Annotated in this window: 15 protein-coding genes; 5 read left to right on the top strand and 10 right to left on the bottom strand. The window is 63.9% G+C overall.

Annotation, left to right across the window (positions count from 1 at the left end):
- Window positions 1–56: 56 nt before the first annotated feature.
- The 6 genes from AT984_RS01815 to AT984_RS01790 form a co-directional block, all read right to left on the bottom strand.
- Window positions 57–6608: a hybrid sensor histidine kinase/response regulator gene (locus AT984_RS01815; RefSeq protein ID WP_231741499.1), complete on the bottom strand. Its 6552-nt coding sequence runs from the start codon at window positions 6606–6608 to the stop codon at window positions 57–59.
- Window positions 6609–6631: 23 nt separating this feature from the next.
- Complete coding sequence (locus AT984_RS01810) at window positions 6632–8968, bottom strand: methyl-accepting chemotaxis protein (protein WP_058718645.1); 2337 nt, start codon at window positions 8966–8968, stop codon at window positions 6632–6634.
- A 177-nt stretch (window positions 8969–9145) separates the two neighbouring features.
- Complete coding sequence (locus tag AT984_RS01805) at window positions 9146–9724, bottom strand: chemotaxis protein CheW (RefSeq protein WP_058718644.1); 579 nt, start codon at window positions 9722–9724, stop codon at window positions 9146–9148.
- Window positions 9721–10092: a response regulator gene (locus tag AT984_RS01800; protein WP_058718643.1), complete on the bottom strand. Its 372-nt coding sequence runs from the start codon at window positions 10090–10092 to the stop codon at window positions 9721–9723. The genes AT984_RS01805 and AT984_RS01800 overlap by 4 nt, the downstream gene beginning before the upstream one ends.
- Window positions 10093–10161: 69 nt before the next feature.
- Window positions 10162–10581: a response regulator gene (locus AT984_RS01795; protein WP_058718642.1), complete on the bottom strand. Its 420-nt coding sequence runs from the start codon at window positions 10579–10581 to the stop codon at window positions 10162–10164.
- Window positions 10582–10683: 102 nt separating this feature from the next.
- Window positions 10684–10836, bottom strand: a complete 153-nt coding sequence (locus AT984_RS01790; protein WP_058722014.1) for a rubredoxin — start codon at window positions 10834–10836, stop codon at window positions 10684–10686.
- Between the two features lie 244 nt (window positions 10837–11080).
- Between AT984_RS01790 and thiD the strand changes: the two genes are divergently transcribed.
- The 4 genes from thiD (at window position 11081) to mpl (ending at window position 15549) form a co-directional block, all read left to right on the top strand.
- Window positions 11081–12073, top strand: a complete 993-nt coding sequence (gene thiD / locus AT984_RS01785; protein ID WP_058718641.1) for a bifunctional hydroxymethylpyrimidine kinase/phosphomethylpyrimidine kinase — start codon at window positions 11081–11083, stop codon at window positions 12071–12073.
- 83 nt (window positions 12074–12156) lie between these two features.
- Window positions 12157–13443, top strand: coding sequence for a glutamate-1-semialdehyde 2,1-aminomutase (hemL, locus tag AT984_RS01780; protein WP_058718640.1), 1287 nt, complete (start codon window positions 12157–12159; stop codon window positions 13441–13443).
- Window positions 13444–13463: 20 nt separating this feature from the next.
- Window positions 13464–14138: an HAD family hydrolase gene (locus tag AT984_RS01775; protein WP_058718639.1), complete on the top strand. Its 675-nt coding sequence runs from the start codon at window positions 13464–13466 to the stop codon at window positions 14136–14138.
- A gap of 37 nt (window positions 14139–14175) precedes the next feature.
- Window positions 14176–15549, top strand: coding sequence for a UDP-N-acetylmuramate:L-alanyl-gamma-D-glutamyl-meso-diaminopimelate ligase (mpl, locus tag AT984_RS01770; protein WP_058718638.1), 1374 nt, complete (start codon window positions 14176–14178; stop codon window positions 15547–15549).
- 143 nt (window positions 15550–15692) lie between these two features.
- Here the strand turns inward: mpl and AT984_RS01765 are convergent, their stop codons facing one another.
- From AT984_RS01765 to AT984_RS01755, 3 genes are all read right to left on the bottom strand, one after another.
- A complete protein-coding gene (locus AT984_RS01765; RefSeq protein WP_058718637.1) occupies window positions 15693–15938 on the bottom strand; it encodes a YdcH family protein in 246 nt (81 codons plus the stop codon).
- Between the two features lie 74 nt (window positions 15939–16012).
- Window positions 16013–17017 carry a transporter gene (locus AT984_RS01760; protein WP_058718636.1) on the bottom strand — a complete coding sequence of 335 codons (1005 nt, stop codon included), beginning with the start codon at window positions 17015–17017 and terminating at the stop codon, window positions 16013–16015.
- A gap of 178 nt (window positions 17018–17195) precedes the next feature.
- Window positions 17196–20009, bottom strand: coding sequence for a zinc-dependent metalloprotease (locus AT984_RS01755; protein WP_058718635.1), 2814 nt, complete (start codon window positions 20007–20009; stop codon window positions 17196–17198).
- 243 nt (window positions 20010–20252) lie between these two features.
- On the opposite strand from AT984_RS01755, the gene AT984_RS01750 reads away from it, so the two are divergent.
- A complete protein-coding gene (locus tag AT984_RS01750) occupies window positions 20253–20915 on the top strand; it encodes a YqiA/YcfP family alpha/beta fold hydrolase (protein ID WP_082679704.1) in 663 nt (220 codons plus the stop codon).
- Here the strand turns inward: AT984_RS01750 and AT984_RS01745 are convergent.
- Entirely contained in the window at window positions 20912–21466 is a 555-nt protein-coding gene (locus AT984_RS01745; RefSeq protein WP_058718634.1) for a GNAT family N-acetyltransferase, read from the bottom strand. The two genes, AT984_RS01750 and AT984_RS01745, sit on opposite strands and share 4 nt — an antisense overlap.
- Window positions 21467–21504: the final 38 nt, after the last annotated feature.

The raw sequence follows: 21504 nt of genomic DNA, 5'->3' as shown, positions 1-21504 counted from the left end.
CCGGCTGCCCGAGGGCAAACGGTACTGGCCGGCACGGGCCGCCGGCCAGCACGAACTCAGTGCTGCAGCGGCGCCGTCTCTCCTAGCGCAGAAGCGGAAGTGTAACCAGCGATTAGTTGTAACAAAAGTTCTTCGTCATAGGGTTTGCCGAGGTAGTGGCTAACACCCAACTCTGCCGCGTAGTCCTTGTGCTTTTGCGCAATGCGCGAAGTGATCATGATCACCGGCAAGCTGCTCAGGCGGCTATCAGCGCGCATATTGCGAACCAAGTCGAAGCCGTCCATGCGTGGCATCTCGATGTCGCTGAGCACCAGGGCCGGCAATTCCTCGGCGGCCAGGCACTCCATCGCATCCAGACCGTCCTTGGCCAACTGCACCCGGTAGCCCTCGCGTTCCAGCAAGCGCTGGGTGACGCGGCGCACGGTCAGCGAGTCGTCCACCACCAGCACCAGCGGCGCCAGCGCTTCTTGCGGTTCCTCGACCAGCTCCACCGGCGCACCGCTGGCCAGCTGGGCCTGCTGTTCGCGCAAGCGCTGTTGCGCCTGTTCGCCGTAGCAAGTGGCCAGGGCATGCGGGTTGTAGATCAGCGCCACATCGCCGGAAGCGAGCAAGCTGATGCCGGCCAGTCCGGGCACACGGTTGAGTTGCGGGCCGAGGTTTTTGACCACCACTTCCTGGTTGCCCATCACCTCGTCCACATGCAAGGCCAGACGTTGCTGGGAATTGCGCAGCAGCACGATGGACGCCGTCTTGCCGTGAGCCTGGCCATGACCGGCCTGGCCGAGCAAGCTGCCCAGCCAGAAGAAGGGCTGCGTGTGGCCAGCCAAGTTCAGCTTGCCACTGGCGTAAGCGCCTTCCAGCTGGTCCAGCGGCAGGCGCTGCACCGAATCCATCAGCGCCGCCGGCACTGCCACCGTTTGATCACCACAGCGCAGCAACACCACCTGGGTCAAGGCCGTGGTCAGGGGCAGGCGCAGCGTGAAGCGGCTGCCCTGGCCCGGCTCGGTATGGGTGTCGATGCTGCCGCCCAGCGTCGCCACTTCGGCGCGCACCACGTCCATGCCCACACCGCGACCCGAGGTTTCGGTGATTTGGCTGGCCGTGGAGAAGCCGGGGGTGAAGATCAGCTGGGTCAGCTCGGCTACGCTCAGCTCAGGCGCGTCGGGCTTGATCAAACCCAGTTGCTCGCCACGCTGGCGGATACGGGGCAGATCCAGGCCGGCGCCGTCGTCACTGAAGCTCAGCAGAACTTCGTTGCCTTCTTGTTGCAGCGTCAGGGTCAGCTGGCCGGTGGCATCTTTGCCTGCAGCCACACGGGCTTCGCTGGCTTCAATGCCGTGGCCCACGCTATTGCGCAGCAAATGCTCGAAAGCACCGGCCATGCGCTCCAGCACGCTGCGGTCCAACTCGGTCTGGCCGCCGACGATGTTGAGCTGCGCCTGCTTGCCGGTATCACGCGCTGCTTGGCGCACCACCCGGTGCATACGCTCGGACAAGCTGTCGAACTCCACCATGCGAGTGCGCAGCAAATCGTCCTGCAACTCACGTGTCAGACGCGATTGCGCTGCCAACTCGTCTTCACCGAGCTGCACATTGCGCTGCAAAGAGCGCTGCACGGTGGCCACGTCACCCACCGATTCGGTGAGCATCTTGGTCAGTTCCTGGAAGCGGGTGTAACGGTCGAATTCCAGCGGGTCGAAATGCTCGGACGCGCGGCTGAGCTGATCTTGCTGCGAACCCATCTGGGCCTCGGCTTGCAATTCCAACTCACGCATCTGGGCGCGCAAACGCTCCAAGTTGTCGTCCAAATCCAGCAAGGCCGACTTCATCTGCGCCAGCTCAGACTCCAAGCGGGTGCGGCGAATACTCACCTCGCCGGCCTGGGCTGCCATGCGCTCGAGCAAGCTGCCGCGCACACGCACCATGGCTTGCGGGCCGATGGGACCCAGCTCGCCGGCGTTCTCGTCCAGCGGGTTTTCGACAAAGCGCGACCAGTCGATGCGCTCAACCGGCGCGGCTGGTTCTGCCGCCACGGCGGTCGGCTCAAGGCCGGTGAGCTCGGTGGGCGCAAGCGCCTCGACCGTCTCGGCAACAGCAGGAACAAAGGCTGCCACCTGCTCAGCCGCCAGCGGCTGCACCGTAGTGGCCGCAAAGGCCGTGGGCGCCGCCTCCGCTGGCGCCGCCGGTGCCACCGGTACCGCCGGTACCGCCAAATGGCCGGCGCGCAAGGCATCCATGCTGGCAGCCAGGGCGTCGCCGCCGGCCTGCAAGCTCAGCAGCTCAGCCTGGCTAGGCGCGCCGCCGTCAGCGTGCTGATGCAGAACGCGCTCGACCTCGGTTTCCAAGCGGTGGGCTTGCTCACCCAAGCGCATGGCGCCACTCAGGCGGGCACCGCCCTTGAAGGTGTGCAGGGCGCGCATGCAGGCCGCCCCTTGGCTGCGGTCTTGCGGCGCTTGCAGCCAAGCGCGCAAGGCACCGTGCAGCTGACCCAGCAATTCCTGCGCTTCTTCGTCAAAGATATCAAACAGCTCGGGCTCGATGGCATCGGGCAAACCGGGCTCGACTTCGTCCTCATGGGCAGCTGGTGTCAGCAGCAGCGGATCGATGGCAGCTTCAGCAGTCGCCAGCGATGGCTCGGCTTGTTCCTCAACCTCAACAGCGTCATCGGCCACATCGGCAAACGCAGCCATATCCGGCTCAGCCGCCTGATCGCCCTTCTCCTTGATCAAGGCATCCAGGCCCATGGACAGCGAATCCAGCTCGGACTCGAAGTCCGCGTCATGCTCCGGCTGATAAGCCTGCAAGGCGGCCAAGGTGGCGGGATCCAGCGGCTTGAGGAAGCCGGCAGCGAACTGATGCAGCAGATGGCGAATTTCGTCGGCCGCCTGCACAAACATCTGCGCCTCGGCCTCGCTATAGCGACGCGTGCGTTGGGCACGGCCCAGGGCGTGTTCCAGCGCGCGGGCCAGGATCGACAGATCTTCAAACTGCACGGCCGCCGCATTGCCGGCCAGCGCATGCGCCAGTGGCTCGCAATTGGCGGGCACCGGGCCATTCAGCTCCAGCGCCCATTCGGCTAGGCTGGTGCCCAGGCGGCGCGACAACTCATCGGCCTCGTTGAGGAAGATATTGAACAGCGTGATGCTGACCCGGATCGGGCCGATGACCTTGACGCTATCGTCTTCCGCCTGCTCAGCCGCGGCTTGCTCGGCGTCTTCGTCCTGCGCGTCGCGGGCCGGGCTGCGAACCAATTCCAGCGTCGGTGCTTGGTGTTGGGGCAACTCGAGGGGCTCGGCGGGCTCAATGAGCTCAACAGCTTCGGCGGGCCCAACAGATTCAACCCCCTCTGCGACCAGCTCAGGCGTTTCCGTTTCCGTTTCCGTTTCCACTTGGGCTTCGGCTGGCTCGGCGTCCGCCAAGTCAGGCGGCAGCAGCAACTCGGTGTCGGCCAGTGGAGCCGCGTATTCGGGCACAGCTTCACGGTGAATCTGCGCCAGGGCGGCGATCAACTCATCGTCATTCAGTGCGCCGGCTTCGGCCACCGGCAGAGCCGCTTCTTCACCCAGGTCGAGCTTGAGCTCGAACTCGGGCAGCTCAAATTCTTCGGTGCTCGCGGCTGGCAAATCAGCCCGCAGGCTGTTGAACTCCAGCACAAAGGGCAAGTCTTGCTCTGGCGTCTGCGGCTCGACTGCGGCGACAACGTCCGCAGGCAAGGCCGGCAAATCACTGTCGCTGTCACTATCGTTTTCGCTCGCCACTTCGCCTTCGGTGTGGCTTGGGGGCTGCTGCTCGTCACTGGCCAAATCAGGCTCAGCCGCAGGCAGGCTGGCGTCATCAAGGCCATCAATGGACTCGATCTCGGGCAGCACAAACTCTTCAGGTTGTGACGCTTCTACCGCAGCAGCGGGCTGCGCCGGCAGGTCCAGCAACTCGGACACCTCGGTGGGCGCAAACTCGTTGAAGGTCGTGGGTTCAAAGCCGGCCAATTCCGGTGCGGCAGCAGCAGCCACAGCCGGCTCATACGAGACAGTCACCGGCAGCGCTTCGACCTCCGGCAGCGTGACAAAACTCAGCTCGGGCATAGGCTCGGGCTGGGCTTCGGACGCTGGCACTGCTTCGACTGTCAGCTCAGGTTCTTGCACAGACTCGGCCGGTGCCAGTTCCGGCGCAGCGGCAGCGGCAGGTTCCGCTTGCACTTCAGCCACATGAACTTCAGGCGCAGGTACGGGAACGGGTGCCGGTGCGGGCGCTGCCGCTGGAACTGCCGCCAGGGGACGCAGTCGCAAGGCATCTGCCTTCTCGCGCAGCGGCTCGGGCGTCAGCGTCGGTGTTTGAGCCGAGGCAATCTGTTCGCACCAGCGGCCCAGGTAATCCAAGGCTTCTTCGCTGAATTCGAGCAAGGCGGCATCCGCCTTGGGCGTGGCCTCGGCCAAGCGGGCATTGAACAACTGCTCGCAGCTCCAGGCGCCTTCGCCGAATTGCTCCAGCCCGACCATGCGCGAGCTGCCCTTGAGGGTGTGGAAGGCGCGGCGCATCACCGTCAGCTGCGGCGTGCTTTCCGAATCCGCGCGCAAGCCCGCCAAGGCCTCGCGGGCATTGCCCAGCACTTCGGCGGCTTCTTCCAGGAAAATCTCGCGCATTTCCGGGTCGTGCGCCGGCAACAAGCGGGTGTCTTCGGCGGGGCGCTGCGCGGCCTCCACCAAAGCCGGCGGCAGAGGCGGCAAATTGGGCATGATGGGCGCAGGCGGCGCGGCATGCGCATCACCACTGCGACCCATCAGCGAGCTCAGGCGGCCTGTGCTTTCGTCAAACACAAACATGCGCTTGGCCAAGGCCGGCTGCACGCCCAGCATGTCGATCATGAAACCGAGCGCGCCCAGATTGTTGGCCAGGCGATCGAACAGCTCACGCGGGGCGGCACGCTCGACATCCACCTCGGTATTGGCCAGGCGATCCACCTCATCGCGCATACGCACGCAAGCCAATGCGGCTTGATCCAGGCCCAGCACGGTCAAGACGCCACGCATCGAGGACAGCTGCCCCGGCACCGGGATCAGACGTTCGCGCTGGCTCGGGTCACGGAAATACTCATCGGCCTGACGCTCCACCTCGGCCAGGCTGCTGCGCAATTCATGCACCACGCTGCCCAGCGTCTGGCGATCAGAGACACGCCGATACAAATCTTCCATCCAGCCTTCGAGCGGCTCAGGCGCCTCGCCACGACCCACCGCAGCGATACGGGCGGCCAGGCGTTTAACGCGGTCAGCCTGCTCGGGCTGGTCAAAGACGGCCTCATCCAGCGCCGCTTCGACGTACAACAAACTGGTGGCCAATTCCATCGCCAGCGCGGGTGGCGGGGCTTTGGCCGAACGCACCGTGCTGACCACGGCGCGCTGCAGCATTTCGCCCAGCACCGCGCCGCTTGGGAACAAGCGGTGCAGAGATTCAGCCAGGCTGGCGAACTGTTCGTCCAGCACCGGCATGCGATGCGTTTCGCCCTCGGCCACCGTGCCCCAAGATTCTTTGGCAGCACTGACGCGGCGCTTGGCCTGGCTCACCCAGGCCGGGTCGATGCGACCCAGGCTTTCGTCTTCATAGTCGCCCAAGGGCTGGTTGGCCAGGCCATAGGCTTCCCGCACCGCCGCCAGGCGAGGTGCTTCGGCGGGGCTGGACAATGAACCACTTTGGGCGCAGAAGAACAACAGGTCTTGCGCCAAGCGTTGCTTGGCATCGAGATCGCCGGCATCGCCTAGCCCGACCACGCGCAGCTGGGACAACAAGCGCGAGCCCAGGCGTTTGACAAAGCTATCCAGCGGCAGCAAGCCCAAGGACTGCGCCTCGAACATGGCCGCGGCCAGTTGCCACAGGGTCTTGGTCTTGGGCGCATGCTGCAAGCCGCCCACCAGGCCGGCACACAGATCACTCAGCTTGGCGGCGTAGGCGCGTGCCGCAACAGCATGCGGCTCCCGCATCTGCTTGAGCAAGGTTGACTCGAAGGCCGGGCGCACCGTCTCCAGTGCTTGCACAGGCACCTTGCCGTCGACAGGCAGATCACGCCATTGCCATTCAAACTGCCACAGATCGGCCGGATGAACACGCTCGGCGCCGTTCAAGGCCTGCAGATCGCGATAGCTCGGAAACAGGCTCAGGCTGGAAATGGCCGCCGAGGGCGCACCCGCGCCCAACATGCGAGACACCAGCGAGAGCAGTGCGAAATCGGCACGCTCGATGACTTCGACCCGCGCCAATTCGATATTGGCGGGATGCTGGGCCAGGTCAGCGACGGCCTGCTCGGCCGCGCGCAAGACAATGGCACCGGCCGGCAAGCCGACCAAGTCCAGCACACCGGCCACCTGATGCAACTGGGCGGCGGCAGCTTGCAGCGCCGGCAGCGGCTGACTATCAGCACCCAAGGCGGAATAGCCCGTCATGCGGCCATCGCCATCGCGCAAGAGGCGGCGCAGGGATTTGTGCACCGACTCCAGCGAGCGGCGCAACTCTTCCTGCACCCAGGCCAGCGGGCTCAGGTCGGCAGGAAATTCGGAATCCTGCGCGTCCCGCATATCGCGCGGTTCCGGCTGGGGCCGGGACTGGCTCGTATTGGACATGAGATCCATCCTAGCCCCTTGCCTCAGGCAACCTTGAATCGGGCGACCGAGGCCTTCAAGGCATCGGCGGAACGCGACAACTCATGCACCATCAGGGCGGTGGAACGTGTGCCCTCACTGGTCTGCTCGGTCACCGCAAAAATGTGCTGAATGTTCTCGGCCACCTCATTGGCGGAAGCGGCTTCGCGCAGCGCTTGGGTGGAAATCTCAGCGATCAGGCCGTCCAGACGACGCGACACGGTGTCGATCTCTTCCAGCGCCTTACCGGCCGCGTCAGACAAGCGCGTACCTTGCACCACACCGAGTGTGGAGCGCTCCATCGCGGCCACGGCGTCATGCGTGTCGGTCTGAATGGTCTTGACCAGGGCGGCGATTCGGCGTGTGGCATCGCCCGAGCGTTCGGCCAGACGTTGCACTTCTTCCGCCACCACCGAGAAGCCGCGACCGGCTTCACCGGCCGAGGCGGCCTGGATGGCCGCGTTCAGCGCCAGCACGTTGGTCTGTTCGGTAATGTCAGAAATCAGCTCGGTGATCTCACCAATTTCCTGCGAAGACTCGCCCAGACGCTTGATGCGCTTGGAGGTTTCCTGAATGTGGTCGCGGATGGAATTCATACCGCTGATATTGTTCTGCATCGCCTGCAAGCCCGACTCAGCGGCCTCACGCGACTGGCGCGCCACCGTGGCCGTGGCCTGCGCTTGGGTGGACACCTCATTGATTCGGCCCGCCATCTGCAGCACCGCTTCACCGGTGGAGCGAATCTCATGCAGCTGCTCTTTCGAAGCGGCCAGCAGGTCGGTCGAAGTCTGGTCAACTTGGCCAGTCGTGTCGGTCACGCGAGCGGCCGTGGTCTGCACCTGGCTCACCAGATTGCGCAGCTCTTCCACCGTGTAGTTCACCGAGTCAGCGATGGCGCCGGTAATGTCTTCCGTCACCGTGGCTTGTTGGGTCAAGTCACCCTCAGCCACCGTCTGCAACTCGTTCATCAAACGCAAAATAGCGGCCTGGTTGGCGTCGTTGACGCGCTTGGCTTCACGCTCTTGCGTTTCAGCTTCTTGCTTTTGCGACTCGGCCATGGCGGCACGTTGGGTCTGGCCGGCCACATAGAGGCGCAGGAAACCCAAGGCACCCACCACCAGCGCCGCCAAGGCGGTCACCATCAGGGCAATCAGACCCAGATTGGCACCACCGGCAGATTCCAGTTCCTGCGCGACTTGTTCCAGGCCTTTGCGCAGCGGCTCGGCATCGGCCAGGATGCTGGTCTGCGCTTCACGCGCGGCCACCAGGCCTTGCAAACTACTCAGAATCACCTGGGCTTGGCTACGGGTCAGCTCATACTGTTTCAGCAGGGTCACCAGACGCGCCTTCAGTGCGGCGTCTTTGACGCTATTGAGGTGCAACTCAGGGTTGCCGTTGATCAGCGCTTCGGTGATCAGCTTGAAGGAGTTCAAGTCCTTGCCCAGCAAGAACACGGCCTCGGGGCTCACGCCTTCTTGCGTTTGGAATTCATTGGCGCTCTTGCCGATGCGCTGGGTCAACATCACCAGCTGACCGGCGGCGGCGATTTCCGCCGTCGAAGCACCTTGCTGCAAGGCATCGGCCGCCACGGTTTCCGCGCTTTCCAGCAGGTCACCGCTTTGCTTATTGATTTGGCGCAGGGCTTGGCCCACTTCGATCAGCGCCTTCTCCTGCGACTGCACCATTTGGCCGCTTTGCTCGGCGCGCTGCACCAGCGGCAAAATTGCATCCAGGCTGGCCGTCACACTGGCCGGCGCGGCAGCCAAGCTGCCTTCACCGGAGCGCAGGTCTTTCACCACGCTGGCCATGCTGCCCACGCTCTCACGCAATTCAACGAATGCTTCGGGCTTACCCACCAAGGCGGATGTGACCGACTTGGCCATACGCTGCGACTGCATCAAGGCCTGGCCGGTGGCGCGCACCTGAGCGGCGCTGCGCGAGCTTTGCAAAATGGTCACACCGACCGTCGCCGCCGTACCCAGCAAGCCCACCGCCACCATCGCGGTAAACAGCGCTTGCTTGCGGCTGCTGGCGGCCTTGCCTGCCAACGCGCCGTCGGCCTGATCCATGGCCGCCGTCGTGGTGCTGGAGAAATTAGTCGTGGCCGGGAACTCAGCGCTGCTGAACTCGGTCGGCGTCGCCTCCGAAATGATCGAAGAGATGGGTGCAGAGGCTGCGGTGTCCGCACCTTGGCGGTCGCCGTCGATGTCCAGACGGCCCGTGGCGCCCTGGGCAGTGGCCAGGCCGTTTGTGCCCGTCATGCCCGCCAATTCAGCCGCCCCAGTGGCAGCCTGGTCGGATTCGTTCTTGCCCAGCTTTTTGATCTTGTCCAGGAAGCTCATCTCACCCTCTTGCTCTCGAAAATTTCGCCGATCTTGACTGGCATCGGACTCAAAACTGTTGTCTATCGGCCAAACTGGCCGTCAAATTTTTAGGCAACTCGCCTAGCCACACAGCCAGCCACGGGTCGCCACAAATGCATTCAGGCCTTCGCAAAGGCCTGATCTCGTCGCCTGAAATCAGACCACGACTTGCAAAAACTGTTCATGTTTAGAAAGGGCATCCAAATGCACTTGTTGCCACGATCGCCCTGCCTCGTCCAGCATGCGTGGGCCGGCAAAACGCGGTCGGCGCTGGCCTTCAGCACCCACTTGGCTCGCTGGATCAGAGGTATCCAAGCGCAGCTGGTCATCACCGCGCAGGCCGGCCAAACGGTCCACCAACAAAGCGCAGTTGCAATTCAGTTCAGGATTCAGCGACACCAGGCGGGCCTGGCTGGCTTCCGCCCGCGCTTCGCCGCGCTGCTCGGCCAAGGGCGTCTGCGCATCGCGCAAGCCCAGAAACACCGCCAAATCCACCACCGTGAACAGGCCACCGCGCAGATTGGCGAGTCCTGCCATCCAGGGCTTGGCATAAGGCAAAGGCTTGAGCGGCACGGGCGCGAAAATTTCCGCCGCATGCTTGAGCGAGAACAGCAAGCCATAGCCCGCACATTCCACCGCCAGCCAGCTGGCACCGGTGCCGGTCTGCTCACGCGCCTGCTGCATGCGGTGAGCTAGGCGGTGCTGCAGTTCGCGCAGCGCTTCTTTATTACTCATGCACCACCGAGGGCACGAATCTTGGCCAGCAACTCCTCGGCCTTGACGGGTTTGACGACGTAATCACTCGCACCCTGGCGCATACCCCAGACCTTGTCGGTTTCCTGGTTCTTGCTGGTGCACATGATCACCGGGATGCCGGCATAGCGCTCATCGCGGGTGATGGCGCGGGTCAGTTGAAAACCGTTCTGGCCGGGCATCACCACATCCATCAGGATCAGGTCGGGCTTTTCTTCGCCCAGGCGCTTGAGCGCCTCTTCGCCGTTTTCAGCCGTACGGACTTGGTAGCCACGCTTGCCGAGCAATTCACTCAGCACATGCAATTCGGTTTTCGAATCGTCAACCAACAAGATTTTCATAATGGTCATAGGTCCTCCTCAGGCCGCTCTGCCGAGCAAGGTGTCAATATCAAATGGGATCCGCGCTCGATGCAGGCATCAAGCGCCACGGCGGTGCTGCTGCACGGCCTTCAGCAACTGGTCTTTGGTGAAAGGTTTGGTGAGGTAGTCTTGCGAGCCCACCATGCGGCCGCGTGCCTTATCGAACAAGCCGTCCTTGGAGGACAGCATGATCACCGGCACGGCCGCAAACTGCGGATTGCGTTTGATGATGGCGCAGGTTTGATAGCCATCGAGCCGCGGCATCAGGATGTCGCAGAACACCAGATCGGGCCGGAAGTCGCTGAGCTTGGCCAGCGCATCAAAGCCATCTTCGGCCAGGACGATGTCATGGCCAGCCTGTTTCAGGAAAATCTCGGCACTGCGCCGGATTGTGTTGCTGTCATCAATGACCAGCACTCGTGCTGCAGCAGCAGGAGTACCGCTGTCAAGACCGGTAGGACCATCAGGAACTTGCACGCCAAGCCTCACTCTTCAAAGCCAAACGGTTCAGGGCAAAAGCCCGGCAGCATAGCCAGCAAAGTTACTGACCGGCAGCTAGTCAACCCTTAGCAGATCGACTTAGATACGCACCATTTCAAAGTCATCCTTGCGCGCGCCGCACTCAGGGCAGGTCCAATTCATATCCACATCGGCCCACAGCGTTCCCGGCGCGATGCCGTGTTCAGGATCGCCCGCGGCCTCGTCGTAAATCCAGCCGCAGATCAGGCACATCCAGGTACTTGCTTCGCTCACGGTGTATATCTTTTTGCTCACTACAATGTAAAGATTGTAGCCACGCAGGCCCCAGCAACTTCGTGACGAAATAGGCAGTGATGCAGAGGCAATTCTCCGGATTTGCCCCAAAGCAAGCCCGAATTGCAACTGCTTGTAATAACGCCCACGTTCGCTGAACCCGCGTGTTCTAAATCGCCTGCGGCCAGCCGCTTTGCCCGACCCTGACCTTGCGCCGCAAACTATGAGCAAAATCGATTCCAAAGTCCCACCGGCGGGTGCCGTTGATGGGGTACTCAGCGAAGACGAGCAAGCTGCCCAAGCCCCCGCCTGTGTGATGTGCTTCAACGCCAGCGAGGCCAGCGGTGCCAGCGGCCTGGGCGGCGACATCGCCACCATCGCCGCCATGGGCGCGCACTGCCTGCCCATCGTCACCGCCATCATCTTGCGCGACACCGCCGAAGTGTTTGAGCACCAGACCCTGGACACCGACACCATCTCCGAACAGGCCCGCCTGATTCTGGAAGACATTCCTATTACCGCCTGGAAGGTGGGCTTCCTGGGCAGCGCCGAGGGTGTCAGTGCGGTGGCCGAAGTGCTGTCCGACTACCCGGACGTGCCCCTGGTGGCCTATCTGCCCAATGTGGCCTGGCTGGATGAAGAACAGCAGCAAAGCTATCTGGATTCCTTCCGCGAGCTGATCCTGCCGCAGACCCATGTGCTGGTGGGCAATCACAAGACCCTCACCGACTTCCTTCTGCCCGACTGGGACAACGACCGCCCCGCCTCGCCGCGCGAGCTGGCCGTGGCCGCCGCTCAGCATGGCGCCGCCCATGTGCTGGTCAGTGGCATCAATCTGCCCAATCAATTTGTCGACAACGTGCTGGCCACCTCGCAAGGCCCGATCACGGGCGAGAAGTTCGAGCGCTTCGACATCAATTTCGTCGGCGCCGGTGACACCCTCTCGGCCGCACTGGCCGCCTTGTTGGCGGTGGGCGCTGATATTCACGCCGCGGTGGGCGAGGCCCTGTCCTTTCTTGACCAAGCGCTGGATGGCGGCTTTCGCCCCGGCATGGGCAATGCGATCCCTGACCGCTTCTTCTGGGCCTTGCCGCCTAATGAAGAAGAGGAAGCCGCGGCCGCCGCCGAAGCTGCCGCCGCCGCGCTGGACGAACCCGGCAGCCTCAGCCTGGACGATGCCCTGCCCAGCAGCCGCCCGCCCAAGCGCATGCACTGATTAATTGACGCCTTAACTGTTTGACCGCCTGCCCTGTTCTGAACACAGGCCAGCAATCCTCCCCATTTGCAATTCTTCTAGCCATGTCGAAAAACCAAGTCCTGTTCGAACGCGCTCAGCGCGTCATCCCTGGCGGCGTCAACTCCCCCGTGCGCGCTTTCCGCGCCATCGGCGGCACACCGCGCTTCATCACCCGTGGTGAAGGCGCTTACATCATTGACGCTGATGGCAAACGCTATATCGACTACATCGGCTCCTGGGGCCCGATGATTCTGGGCCACGGCCATCCGGCCGTGCTGGAAGCCGTGACCAAGGCCGCGCAAGAAGGCTTCTCCTTCGGCGCGCCGACCGAGCGCGAGATTGAGCTGGCCGAAGAAATTCTGAAGCTGGTGCCCAGCATGGAGCAGGTGCGCCTGGTATCTTCAGGTACCGAAGCCACCATGAGCGCCATCCGCCTGGCGCGCGGCGCCACCGGCCGCAGCAAATTCATCAAGTTTGAAGGCTGCTACCACGGCCATACCGACGCGCTGTTGGTCAAGGCAGGGTCAGGTCTTGCCACCTTCGGCCACCCCACCAGCGCCGGCGTGCCGGCTGAAGTGGCGCAGCACACCCTGGTGCTGGAGTTCAACCACCTGGCCCAGTTGGAAGAAGCTTTTGCCCTGCACGGCAAGGAGCTGGCCTGCGTCATCATCGAGCCGATCGCCGGCAATATGAATTTTGTGCGCACCCAGACCGCTTATATGAAGCGACTGCGTGAGCTGTGCACCGAGTACGGCGCCCTGCTGGTGCTGGACGAGGTGATGACCGGCTTCCGCGTCGGGCTGCACAGCGCACAAGGCATGTACGCCGAGCTGATCCCCGGCTTTAAGCCCGATATCAGCGTGTTCGGCAAGGTGATCGGCGGCGGCATGCCGCTGGCCGCCTTCGGCGCCAGCCGCGAGATCATGAAGCACCTGGCCCCGCTGGGCGGCGTCTACCAAGCCGGCACCCTGAGCGGCAACCCGGTCGCCACCGCCTGCGGCCTGGCCACGCTGCGCGAGATCCAGAAGCCCGGCTTCTTCGAAGACCTGTCCGCCAAGACGCGTCGCCTGGTCGACGGCTTGGCGGCCGTTGCCAAAGAGAACGGCGTGCCTTTCAGCGTGGACTGCCAAGGCGGCATGTTCGGCTTCTTCCTGATGGATCAGTTGCCGCAGGAATACCAGACCGTGATGACAACCGACAAGGAGCGCTTCAACCGCTTCTTCCACGCCATGCTGGACGCCGGCGTCTACCTGGCCCCGGCGCTGTATGAAGCCGGCTTTGTCTCGGCCGCCCACAGCGAGGCCGACATCCAGGCCACGCTGGACGCCGCCCGCCACGCCCTGCGCTAAAACTCGCGCCACCACCCGCCATGCCGCACACCGGCCGCCGCTTCACCGCGGCCATCTTTGATATGGATGGCCTGCTGCTTGACTCCGAGCGGCCCATCCGTGATGCCTGGCTGCGCCAGAGCGCGGCGGCGGGCACACCGCTCAGCGAGGCCTACTATCTGCTGACGGTGGGCATCAATCGCCGCGACTGCCTGGCCGTGCTGGCCGACAAGCTGGGCTCGCATGCGCAGGCCGAGGCCATGTACGAGGCAGTGGACCGCGAAGTTGAAGCGCAGTTCCAGGGCCAAGGCTTTGCCCTGCGCCCCGGCGCCCTGGCCTTGCTGCAGGCCTTGCAATCAAGGGGAGTGCCCTGCGCCGTGGCCTCCTCAACTCGCCACGCCGAGGTGCGGCGCCGCCTGGGCCTGGCTGACTTGCTGGGCTTTTTCGGCCCCATCCACGGTGGCGATCAAGTCGCACGCGGCAAGCCCCACCCCGATCTTTTCGAGCTGGCCGCACGCAGCCTGGGCCACGCGCCCGAACAGACCCTGGTGTTTGAAGATTCCAGCTACGGCGCCCAGGGTGCGTTGGCGGCTGGGGCCGGCGTGGTGCTGGTGCCCGACCTCAAATCCCCCGACCCGGCGACCGCGCCGCGCTGTCTGGTGCTGAACTCGCTCGACGCCGCCCTGCCCCTGGCCGGTCTGTGGTTCGCTGCCTGAGCGAGCACCCTCCCGTTTCTGAAGATTGACGACGACCATGCACATCCACATCCTCGGCATTTGCGGCACTTTCATGGGTGGCCTGGCCGCGCTGGCACGTGAGGCGGGCCACCGCGTCACCGGCTGCGACGCCAATGTCTACCCGCCCATGAGCGATCAGCTGCAAGCCCTGGGCATTGAGCTGACCAGCGGTTTTGGCGCCGAACAGCTGGCCCTGGCGCCCGATATGTTCGTGATCGGCAATGTGGTCACGCGCGGCGAGAAGTTCCCGTTGATGGAAGCGATTCTGGATGCCGGCCTGCCCTACACCAGCGGCCCGCAGTGGCTGGCCCAGCATGTGCTGCAAGGCCGCCATGTGCTGGCCGTGGCCGGCACACATGGCAAGACCACCACCACCTCCATGCTGGCCTGGATTCTTGAACATGCCGGACAGCAACCCGGCTTTCTGGTCGGCGGCGTGCCGCAGAATTTCGGCGTCAGCGCCAAGCTGGGCAGTGGCAAGGCCTTTGTGATTGAAGCGGATGAGTACGACACCGCCTTCTTCGACAAGCGCAGCAAATTCGTGCACTACCGCCCGCGCACGGCCGTATTGAACAACCTCGAGTTCGACCACGCCGACATCTTTGCCGACCTCGGCGCCATCGAAACCCAGTTTCATCATCTGGTGCGCACCGTGCCGGCCAATGGCCGCTTGGTCGTCAATGCCCGCGAGGATGCACTGCAGCGCGTGCTCGGGCGCGGCTGCTGGAGCGAGGTGGTGCGCTTCGGCGGCCGCAAGGAAGAGACCGGCGTGCTGCGCGCGCGCGGTGAGCCACAGAGCTTTGATGTGCTGCGCGGCAGCCTCAAAGTGGCGCGGGTGGAGTGGGCTCTGTTCGGCGAGCACAACCAGCTCAACGCCCTGGCAGCCATCGCCGCCGCCGAGCATGTGGGCGTGGCGCCTGAGCAATCCGCCGCCGCCCTGGCCGAATTCCAGAATGTACGCCGCCGCATGGAACTGCGCGGCGAGGTGGGCGGCGTCAAGGTCTACGACGACTTTGCCCACCACCCCACCGCCATGCGCACGACCGTGGGCGGCCTGCGCCGCCGCATCAAACCGGACGAGCGCATCCTGGCCATTTTTGAGCCCCGCTCCAACACCATGAAGCTGGGCACCATGAAGGCCCAGCTGCCCTGGGCGCTGGAAGAAGCCGACCTGAGCTTTTGCAACCAACAAGGCCTGGCCTGGGACGCCAAGGAGGCGCTAGCGCCCATGGGCACCCAAGCCCACGTTGGCGCCGACGTTGACGCTCTGGTCAGCGCCGTGCTGAACGCTGTCAAACCCGGCGACCATTTGCTGTGCATGAGCAATGGCGGATTTGGCGGCATTCATGAGAAGTTGCTGGCGGGCTTGAAGGCGAAGTTTGGCGGCTGAGCGAATGCCGCTGCACGAGCCCAACCGGGAGTTCGCCCCGGAAGGGCCGTAGATCAAGCGAAGGCAAGCACTAGCGAAAGACCCTGTCCAAAGAGAGCCTCGGGCATCGCCGCCCGTCCGAGACCTTGTGCCCCAGTCCGGACTTAACCCTTCGCCAACTGATACAGCTCATCCTTCAGCCGAGCCCGCTGCTGCTTCATCGCATGCAAAGCGTTGTCTTCAATCGCCTTGACGCCAAGTTCGTCCTGGCTGATTTGCTTGTCCAGCGCGTCGTGCGATTCAAGCAGCTTGGCGAAATGCGCATTTTCCTGTTTGAGCAGCTTGATGCGCTCGGCCAATTCAGGAAACTCGATGCTGAGTGCGTGAGGGAGCAGGCTGCTGTTGTGCATGTCTCAAATTCCTTTGTTTGAATTGCAAGGGATCGCGTCCCAAGTATTGCACGCAGGCATTCAAGCCCATCCCCCTACTCCCTATTCCTGAACGCCAACCACCCCGCCACCACCGTGAAGGTCAGGATGATCAAGGCAATGATGGCAAAGCCGTGAGGGTGATCGGCCAGCGGGATGCCTCCCACATTCATGCCCAGCATGCCGGCGATGATGTTGATAGGTAAGGCCAACACGGTCACCACGGTCAGGGTGAAAACGCTGCGATTGGTTTGTTCGCCCACCTGCGCGGCCATTTCTTCTTGCAAGAGCTTGATGCGTTCCTGCAGCGCAGCCAGGTCGCGGATGACGATGCTGAATTCCTCGGTGCTTTGGCGCAGCTCGTCCAGATCATGCGGCGTGACCCAGGGCGGCGGCTGGCGCAGCAGGCGGAACAAGGCGCCGGGCTCGGGCGCCAACAGCCTTTGCAAGCGCACCAGCACCCGGCGCAACTTGCCCATATCGGCGCGCTTTTGTTGCAGATGGCCTTGCAGCAACGCGTCCTCCACCCGGTCCACTTGCAAAGTGGCATCGCGCACGATGCGCACCAGCACATCGCCCTGGTCCTGCATCAGATGGTTCAGCAGCGCGACCGAAGAGCCGAAGAGTGCTCCGTCGCGCACCGCCTGGCGCAGCCGGTCAATGGAGCGCAGCGGATGCACACGAGCGCTGACGGCCACGCGGGGGTTGACGTTGACCCACAGACTGGCGATCTCGGAGGGGTCAAAGGAAAACTCGAAAGCCACATCGTTGACGACGGCGATCAGGTTGTCGGCCGCGTCTTCAATGCGGGTGGAACGCGAGCCTTCGCGCAGCGCGTCGAAGAATTCCGGCGGCAGCTCCAGATGGGACTGCATCCATTTGGCGGAAGCCGTGTCGGTCAGGTTGAAGTGCAGCCAGATGAACTCTCCCGGAGTCTCGGAAGGACTCTTGGCCAGCCATTGCAGGGCCTCACCCAGTTCGATGGCCCGGCCCTGGCCCAGGGGCGTGAACAAGAACCCGCAAATCAGCGCCCGGTCTTCGGCCGCAAAGGTGTACGCCATCGCCATCAAACCTCACTCAGATCACTTCCGCGCCTGGATTGTTCCAGCGAATTAAGTCAAAGGCCCGCTGCCTTGTCACATGACTGCCTTGCAGGCAATAAAAAAGGCCGACGCTTGCGCGCCGGCCTTTGCCATTTTTGTGCCGCAGCTGACTTTCATCAGCTGCGAGCCAGGCGATTTACACCCGCTGCATATTGGCGCGCAGCACGGTGGACAGGGTGTCCAGGCTTTCGGCCAGATGGGCGCGGGTTTCAACCGAATGGCCGCCCTTGGCCAGCGCGTTCTTCAGGTCAGCTTGCAGTTGCACCGCATGCAGACGCGCCAGCGAGTAGGCATCCGCCAGCACGCCGGGGCCACCGCCCTTGGTCAGCACGGCTTGCAAGCGCTTCACATGCTCGCGCTGCAGATTGCGGCGCAGGCGGTCGATCTCGGTGCCGCTCTTGAGCTCGCTCCAGATCGTGCTGTTGAGCGTGGCATAGACCTCGCTGAGCGAGATCAAACCCTTGCGCTGGTTCTCAGGCACATAGGACGGCAGATCCAGCAAACGCATCGCGGTGTTGCCGCTGAGCAAGCGGTCCAGCGCCACCAGCTGTACGCGGGCCACAGCGGCCGGCACATTCAGCGGGCCGCCACGATCCCACTCGTTGTAGTCGATGGTCAGGGTGCTGAGGAACTCAGGGCGGAACTTGAAGCTGTCCACGCTGAACAGACCCGAGGCAAGGAACTGCAAGGCCTCGCGCTGCTTGGCGGGCTCCACCGGCTTGAAGCTGGCGCGGCCTGTGCTGCCGGGCAGATCGCGGTTGGCATACATGCCGCCCACATACTTGCCCACCAGCTCGGAAGAGCGGAACAGCTGGTTGAAGCCGCTGACCAGGGCACGGCGCTGACGCAGTGGGTCATCGCCCGCTTCGGGCTTGCGGTCTTGCACGCGGGCCCACAATTCCTTGGACAGCTTCAGACGCTTCTTGTAGTAAGCCAAGGGGTCATCGCCGAGGTCGAAGCGGTTGGACATCGGGTCCATGCCGTCGTAGGGGCCAAAGCCGCCGGCATCACCATCATCGGCATACGCCAGCGCGGGCTCAGTGCTGCGGGCTGCGATCTTGGCCAGCTCAGCCGCCTCGTTCTCCACTGCGATGGGCTTGTAGGCGTACTCGATGGCCCAGTAGTCATACGCACCCAGCTGGGTGTTGTTGATCGTGGTGGGCGCCTCGCCTTGCAGCGGGATGTTGTAGGCGTTGTAGTCCATCACCGAGCCGGAAATACCGTTGGCTTCGGTGAAGGCCTTGTCCTTGAGCTGCGCCTGCGTGATGGTGGTGGAGGCTTTGAAGTTGTGCTTCAGGCCCAGGGTGTGGCCCACCTCATGCATGATCGTGTCCTTGATGCGGGCGAAGATGAAGGCATCGGCCTCGGGGCTGTCGGGCGCGATCTCGCCGCGCGCTTCCAGCACATCCAGAGCGAAGTCCAGCTCGACAGCGGCTTCGTGGGCGTAATTGCAATAAGCATGGTCCGCGCCGCCGGCCTTGGCGGCCAGGCTCAGTGGGGCCTGGCTCAAACCGGCCGACATGCCGGGGCCCAGGTCTTCACTGATGAAGGCACGGCCGCTGCGCGCAAAGACGTCGCTCATGCCAATGTCGGCATCGATGATTTCGCCGCTGCGTGGGTCGGCATGGCTGGGGCCAATGGCGAAGCCCACATCGGCGCCAACAAACCAGCGCACCGAGGCGTGGTCGGCGTCCATATTGTCCCAATCAGCATCGTCGGGCTGCTGCTTGGCCACCACGGCGTTCTTGAAGCCGATCTTCTCGAAGGCCTTGTTCCACTCCACGATGCCGGCCTCGACGGCGGGGCGGTACTTGGGCGGAATATTCTTGTCCATCCAGTAGGTGATGGGCTTGACCGGCTCAGACAGCGCGGCTGCCGGGTCAGCCTTCTCCAGGCGCCAGCGCTTGACGTAGTGCACGCGCGGGTTGGGCTTGCTGTCCTTGCCCAGGTCGGTGAAGCTTTCCATGAAGTGACCCAGGCGCGGGTCGGTCAGGCGCGGCGCCATGGCAGTTTCCGGCAGGGCCGTGAAGCTGTAGACGAAGCTGACGAACATGCTGCGGGGGTCAGGTGTTGCCTGCGGCGGTGTCGGCACCGGCACCGGCGGGGCCACCAGCGGCGGCGCAGGGATGCGCGGGGTGAAGAAGTGCATGCGCGCCGTCAGGGTGCTGAGCTTGGCGTCGGCGCGGGTGGCTTCGAAGTAGGAATTGCTGCGGTCAGCCGAGTAAGGCAGCCGGTAGGCCATTTCCAGGCGGGTCGACAGGCCAGGAATATCGTTCAGGAACATGCCGGCGTCGATCAGCACCGACTTACGCTCGGGGTGCTCGGCGCTGGCCACCGTGCCTGCCGCCAGCAAACTGGGCGAGAAAGCTTGTTGCACGGCCAGCTTGCCGCCGCCTTCGGCGCGGAAGGCGGTGTTCAAGGCCACCAGCTGGATCTGGTTGCCGATGCGGCGCCATTCCACCAGCTGGTCCATACCCATCTGGCTGGCGTAGAGGCCGCGCTCACCCACGGCGTTAGCCACGTTGGCGGTGAACATGAAGGGCTTGCCGATCTTGTCCTTGGGGATTTCCAGCCAGACTTTTTCATCCTTGCGCCAGATCGGGAACAGGCCATCTTGCGACTTGGCTTCCTTGATCACATCGGCGAAAGGCTTGGGCGCGGTGGGGTCAGCGGGCGGGCGCGGCGGCTGGCCGGCGGCTGATGCAGCTGCACCGGGTGCGGCAGGAGCGGCAGAGGCCTTGGCGGCCGGCGTGCCATTGGCTGCGGCGGCTGTAGGCGCGGCAGGTGCGGCGTTCGCAGCGGCAGCGGCCGGTGCGGTCGCTGAAGGCGTGCCTGCGCAAGCGCTCAGCAAAGCCACGGCAGCGGCGACGGCGCTCAAACCCACAGCGCGGCGAAAAACCGGAGCCGGGGCCTGCAACAGCGCGTCTTTGGCATCAACAGAAGAACTCATTCAGACCATCCTTGGACCGTTTTTTGAAACAAAGCCCGCGCCAGCAAAACGCTGCGCAGGCCGACAAATCAATCATCGCATGCACATCCGGCGGCCAAAACCTCGCAAGGCCCGGCGCCAGGGCACGAAGCCCGCAACTGTCCCCGCTCACCCGCCCGGCGTCAATCGCGAATACCGCCGTTCGCACAGGCCATTCCACGCTTTGTCGCAAGCGCGGCGCACGCCCTGCCTACATTGCGGGGCATGAACGATGTTTATCCGGGAACACCCCAATACTTGGCCCCTTCCGCAGCTTCGCAGCAAGTGCCAGCCCCCCGCTGCTCGCATCTGCTCTATCTGCACGGCTTCCGCTCCTCACCCCGCTCGGCCAAGGCCATGCGCATGGCGCAATGGGTGGCGCAGCACCGCCCCGATTTGCACTTCGCCTGCCCCCAGCTGCCGCCCTCACCGGCCGATTCCATGGCCTTGATGCAGGAATTAACGCAGGGCTGGCCGCTGCACAGCAGTGCGCTGATGGGCAGCTCGCTGGGCGGTTTCTACGCCACGGCGATGGCCCAGCAGCCGGGCTGGGAGGCAGTGCCCACCGTGCTACTCAACCCTGCGGTGGACCCGGCCCGCGATCTGGCCGGCTACATCGGCGAACAAACTTGCTGGCAAGACCCGCAGCAGCGCTTTTTCGTGCGCCCCGAATTCATGGGCGAATTGCAGGCCTTGGACGGCGGTGAGCTACGTGCGCCGGCGCGCTTTCTGGCCGTCATCGCCAAGGGCGACGAGGTGCTGGACTGGCGCGAAATGCAGGCCCGCTACGCTCACTGCCGCATCCACTTATTGCCCGGCTCGGACCACGGCCTGACGGCTGACTTCGAAGGACTGTTGCCCGAGCTGAGCGAGTTCTTGCGGCTCTAAGCCCGGTCGGGCAGATCGTCTGCAGGCGCCGCATGGCGCTCGAAATGCAGCAAGTCATGCCAAACCCCACCCAGCTCAAAGCTGCGGCGCGAGTGGCCGTACTGCACAAAGCCGTGGCCCAGCAGCACCCGCAGTGAGCCGGTGTTGTCAGGCCTGGCACTGGCCTCCACCCGGGCCAGGCCCAATTTGCCGAAGGCCTCGGCCAAGACCAGGCGCACGGCGGCCTTGGCGAAGCCGCGGCCCTGATGGCCCTCACCTACCCGGTAGCCCAGGCTGGCGGCGTGGAAGTGGGCACGCCGAATCTGGCTCAGATTGACCCGCCCGACCAAGGCGCCGCTACCCTGCTCACGCAAGAGGAACTGGTAGGCCTGATCCTCCAGCGCCTCACGCTGCGCCGTCATCACGGCCGCCACCACACCCTCGCGGCTGTAATAGCTGGCCGGCCGGGCATTGATGCGGGACTCGAAAAAGGCCCGATTCGCCTGCTCGAAGGCCAGCATTTCATCCACATCGGCCAGGCTAGGCGCGGCCAGGTAAACCAACTCAGACATCGAAGACCTTTCTACTTGGCAGGCATGGGCTGAGCGCT

This window comes from Paucibacter sp. KCTC 42545, assembly GCF_001477625.1.
In the GTDB taxonomy this organism is placed as follows: Bacteria; Pseudomonadota; Gammaproteobacteria; order Burkholderiales; family Burkholderiaceae_C; genus Paucibacter_A.
Note: the sequence above shows the minus strand (reverse complement) of the source record. Positions and strands in the feature narration are given on the sequence as shown.

Bases quoted from the DNA above. Each gene is read 5' to 3' on its own strand.
- AT984_RS01755 (WP_058718635.1), bottom strand. From the start codon at position 20,009: ATGAGTTCTTCTGTTGATGCCAAAGACGCGCTGTTGCAGGCCCCGGCT.
- AT984_RS01765 (WP_058718637.1), bottom strand. From the start codon at position 15,938: ATGCACAACAGCAGCCTGCTCCCTCACGCACTCAGCATCGAGTTTCCT.
- AT984_RS01750 (WP_082679704.1), top strand. From the start codon at position 20,253: ATGAACGATGTTTATCCGGGAACACCCCAATACTTGGCCCCTTCCGCA.
- AT984_RS01805 (WP_058718644.1), bottom strand. From the start codon at position 9,724: ATGAGTAATAAAGAAGCGCTGCGCGAACTGCAGCACCGCCTAGCTCAC.
- thiD (WP_058718641.1), top strand. From the start codon at position 11,081: ATGAGCAAAATCGATTCCAAAGTCCCACCGGCGGGTGCCGTTGATGGG.
- AT984_RS01810 (WP_058718645.1), bottom strand. From the start codon at position 8,968: ATGAGCTTCCTGGACAAGATCAAAAAGCTGGGCAAGAACGAATCCGAC.
- AT984_RS01760 (WP_058718636.1), bottom strand. From the start codon at position 17,017: ATGGCGTACACCTTTGCGGCCGAAGACCGGGCGCTGATTTGCGGGTTC.
- AT984_RS01775 (WP_058718639.1), top strand. From the start codon at position 13,464: ATGCCGCACACCGGCCGCCGCTTCACCGCGGCCATCTTTGATATGGAT.
- mpl (WP_058718638.1), top strand. From the start codon at position 14,176: ATGCACATCCACATCCTCGGCATTTGCGGCACTTTCATGGGTGGCCTG.
- hemL (WP_058718640.1), top strand. From the start codon at position 12,157: ATGTCGAAAAACCAAGTCCTGTTCGAACGCGCTCAGCGCGTCATCCCT.
- AT984_RS01745 (WP_058718634.1), bottom strand. From the start codon at position 21,466: ATGTCTGAGTTGGTTTACCTGGCCGCGCCTAGCCTGGCCGATGTGGAT.
- AT984_RS01800 (WP_058718643.1), bottom strand. From the start codon at position 10,092: ATGACCATTATGAAAATCTTGTTGGTTGACGATTCGAAAACCGAATTG.
- AT984_RS01815 (WP_231741499.1), bottom strand. From the start codon at position 6,608: ATGTCCAATACGAGCCAGTCCCGGCCCCAGCCGGAACCGCGCGATATG.
- AT984_RS01790 (WP_058722014.1), bottom strand. From the start codon at position 10,836: ATGTGCCTGATCTGCGGCTGGATTTACGACGAGGCCGCGGGCGATCCT.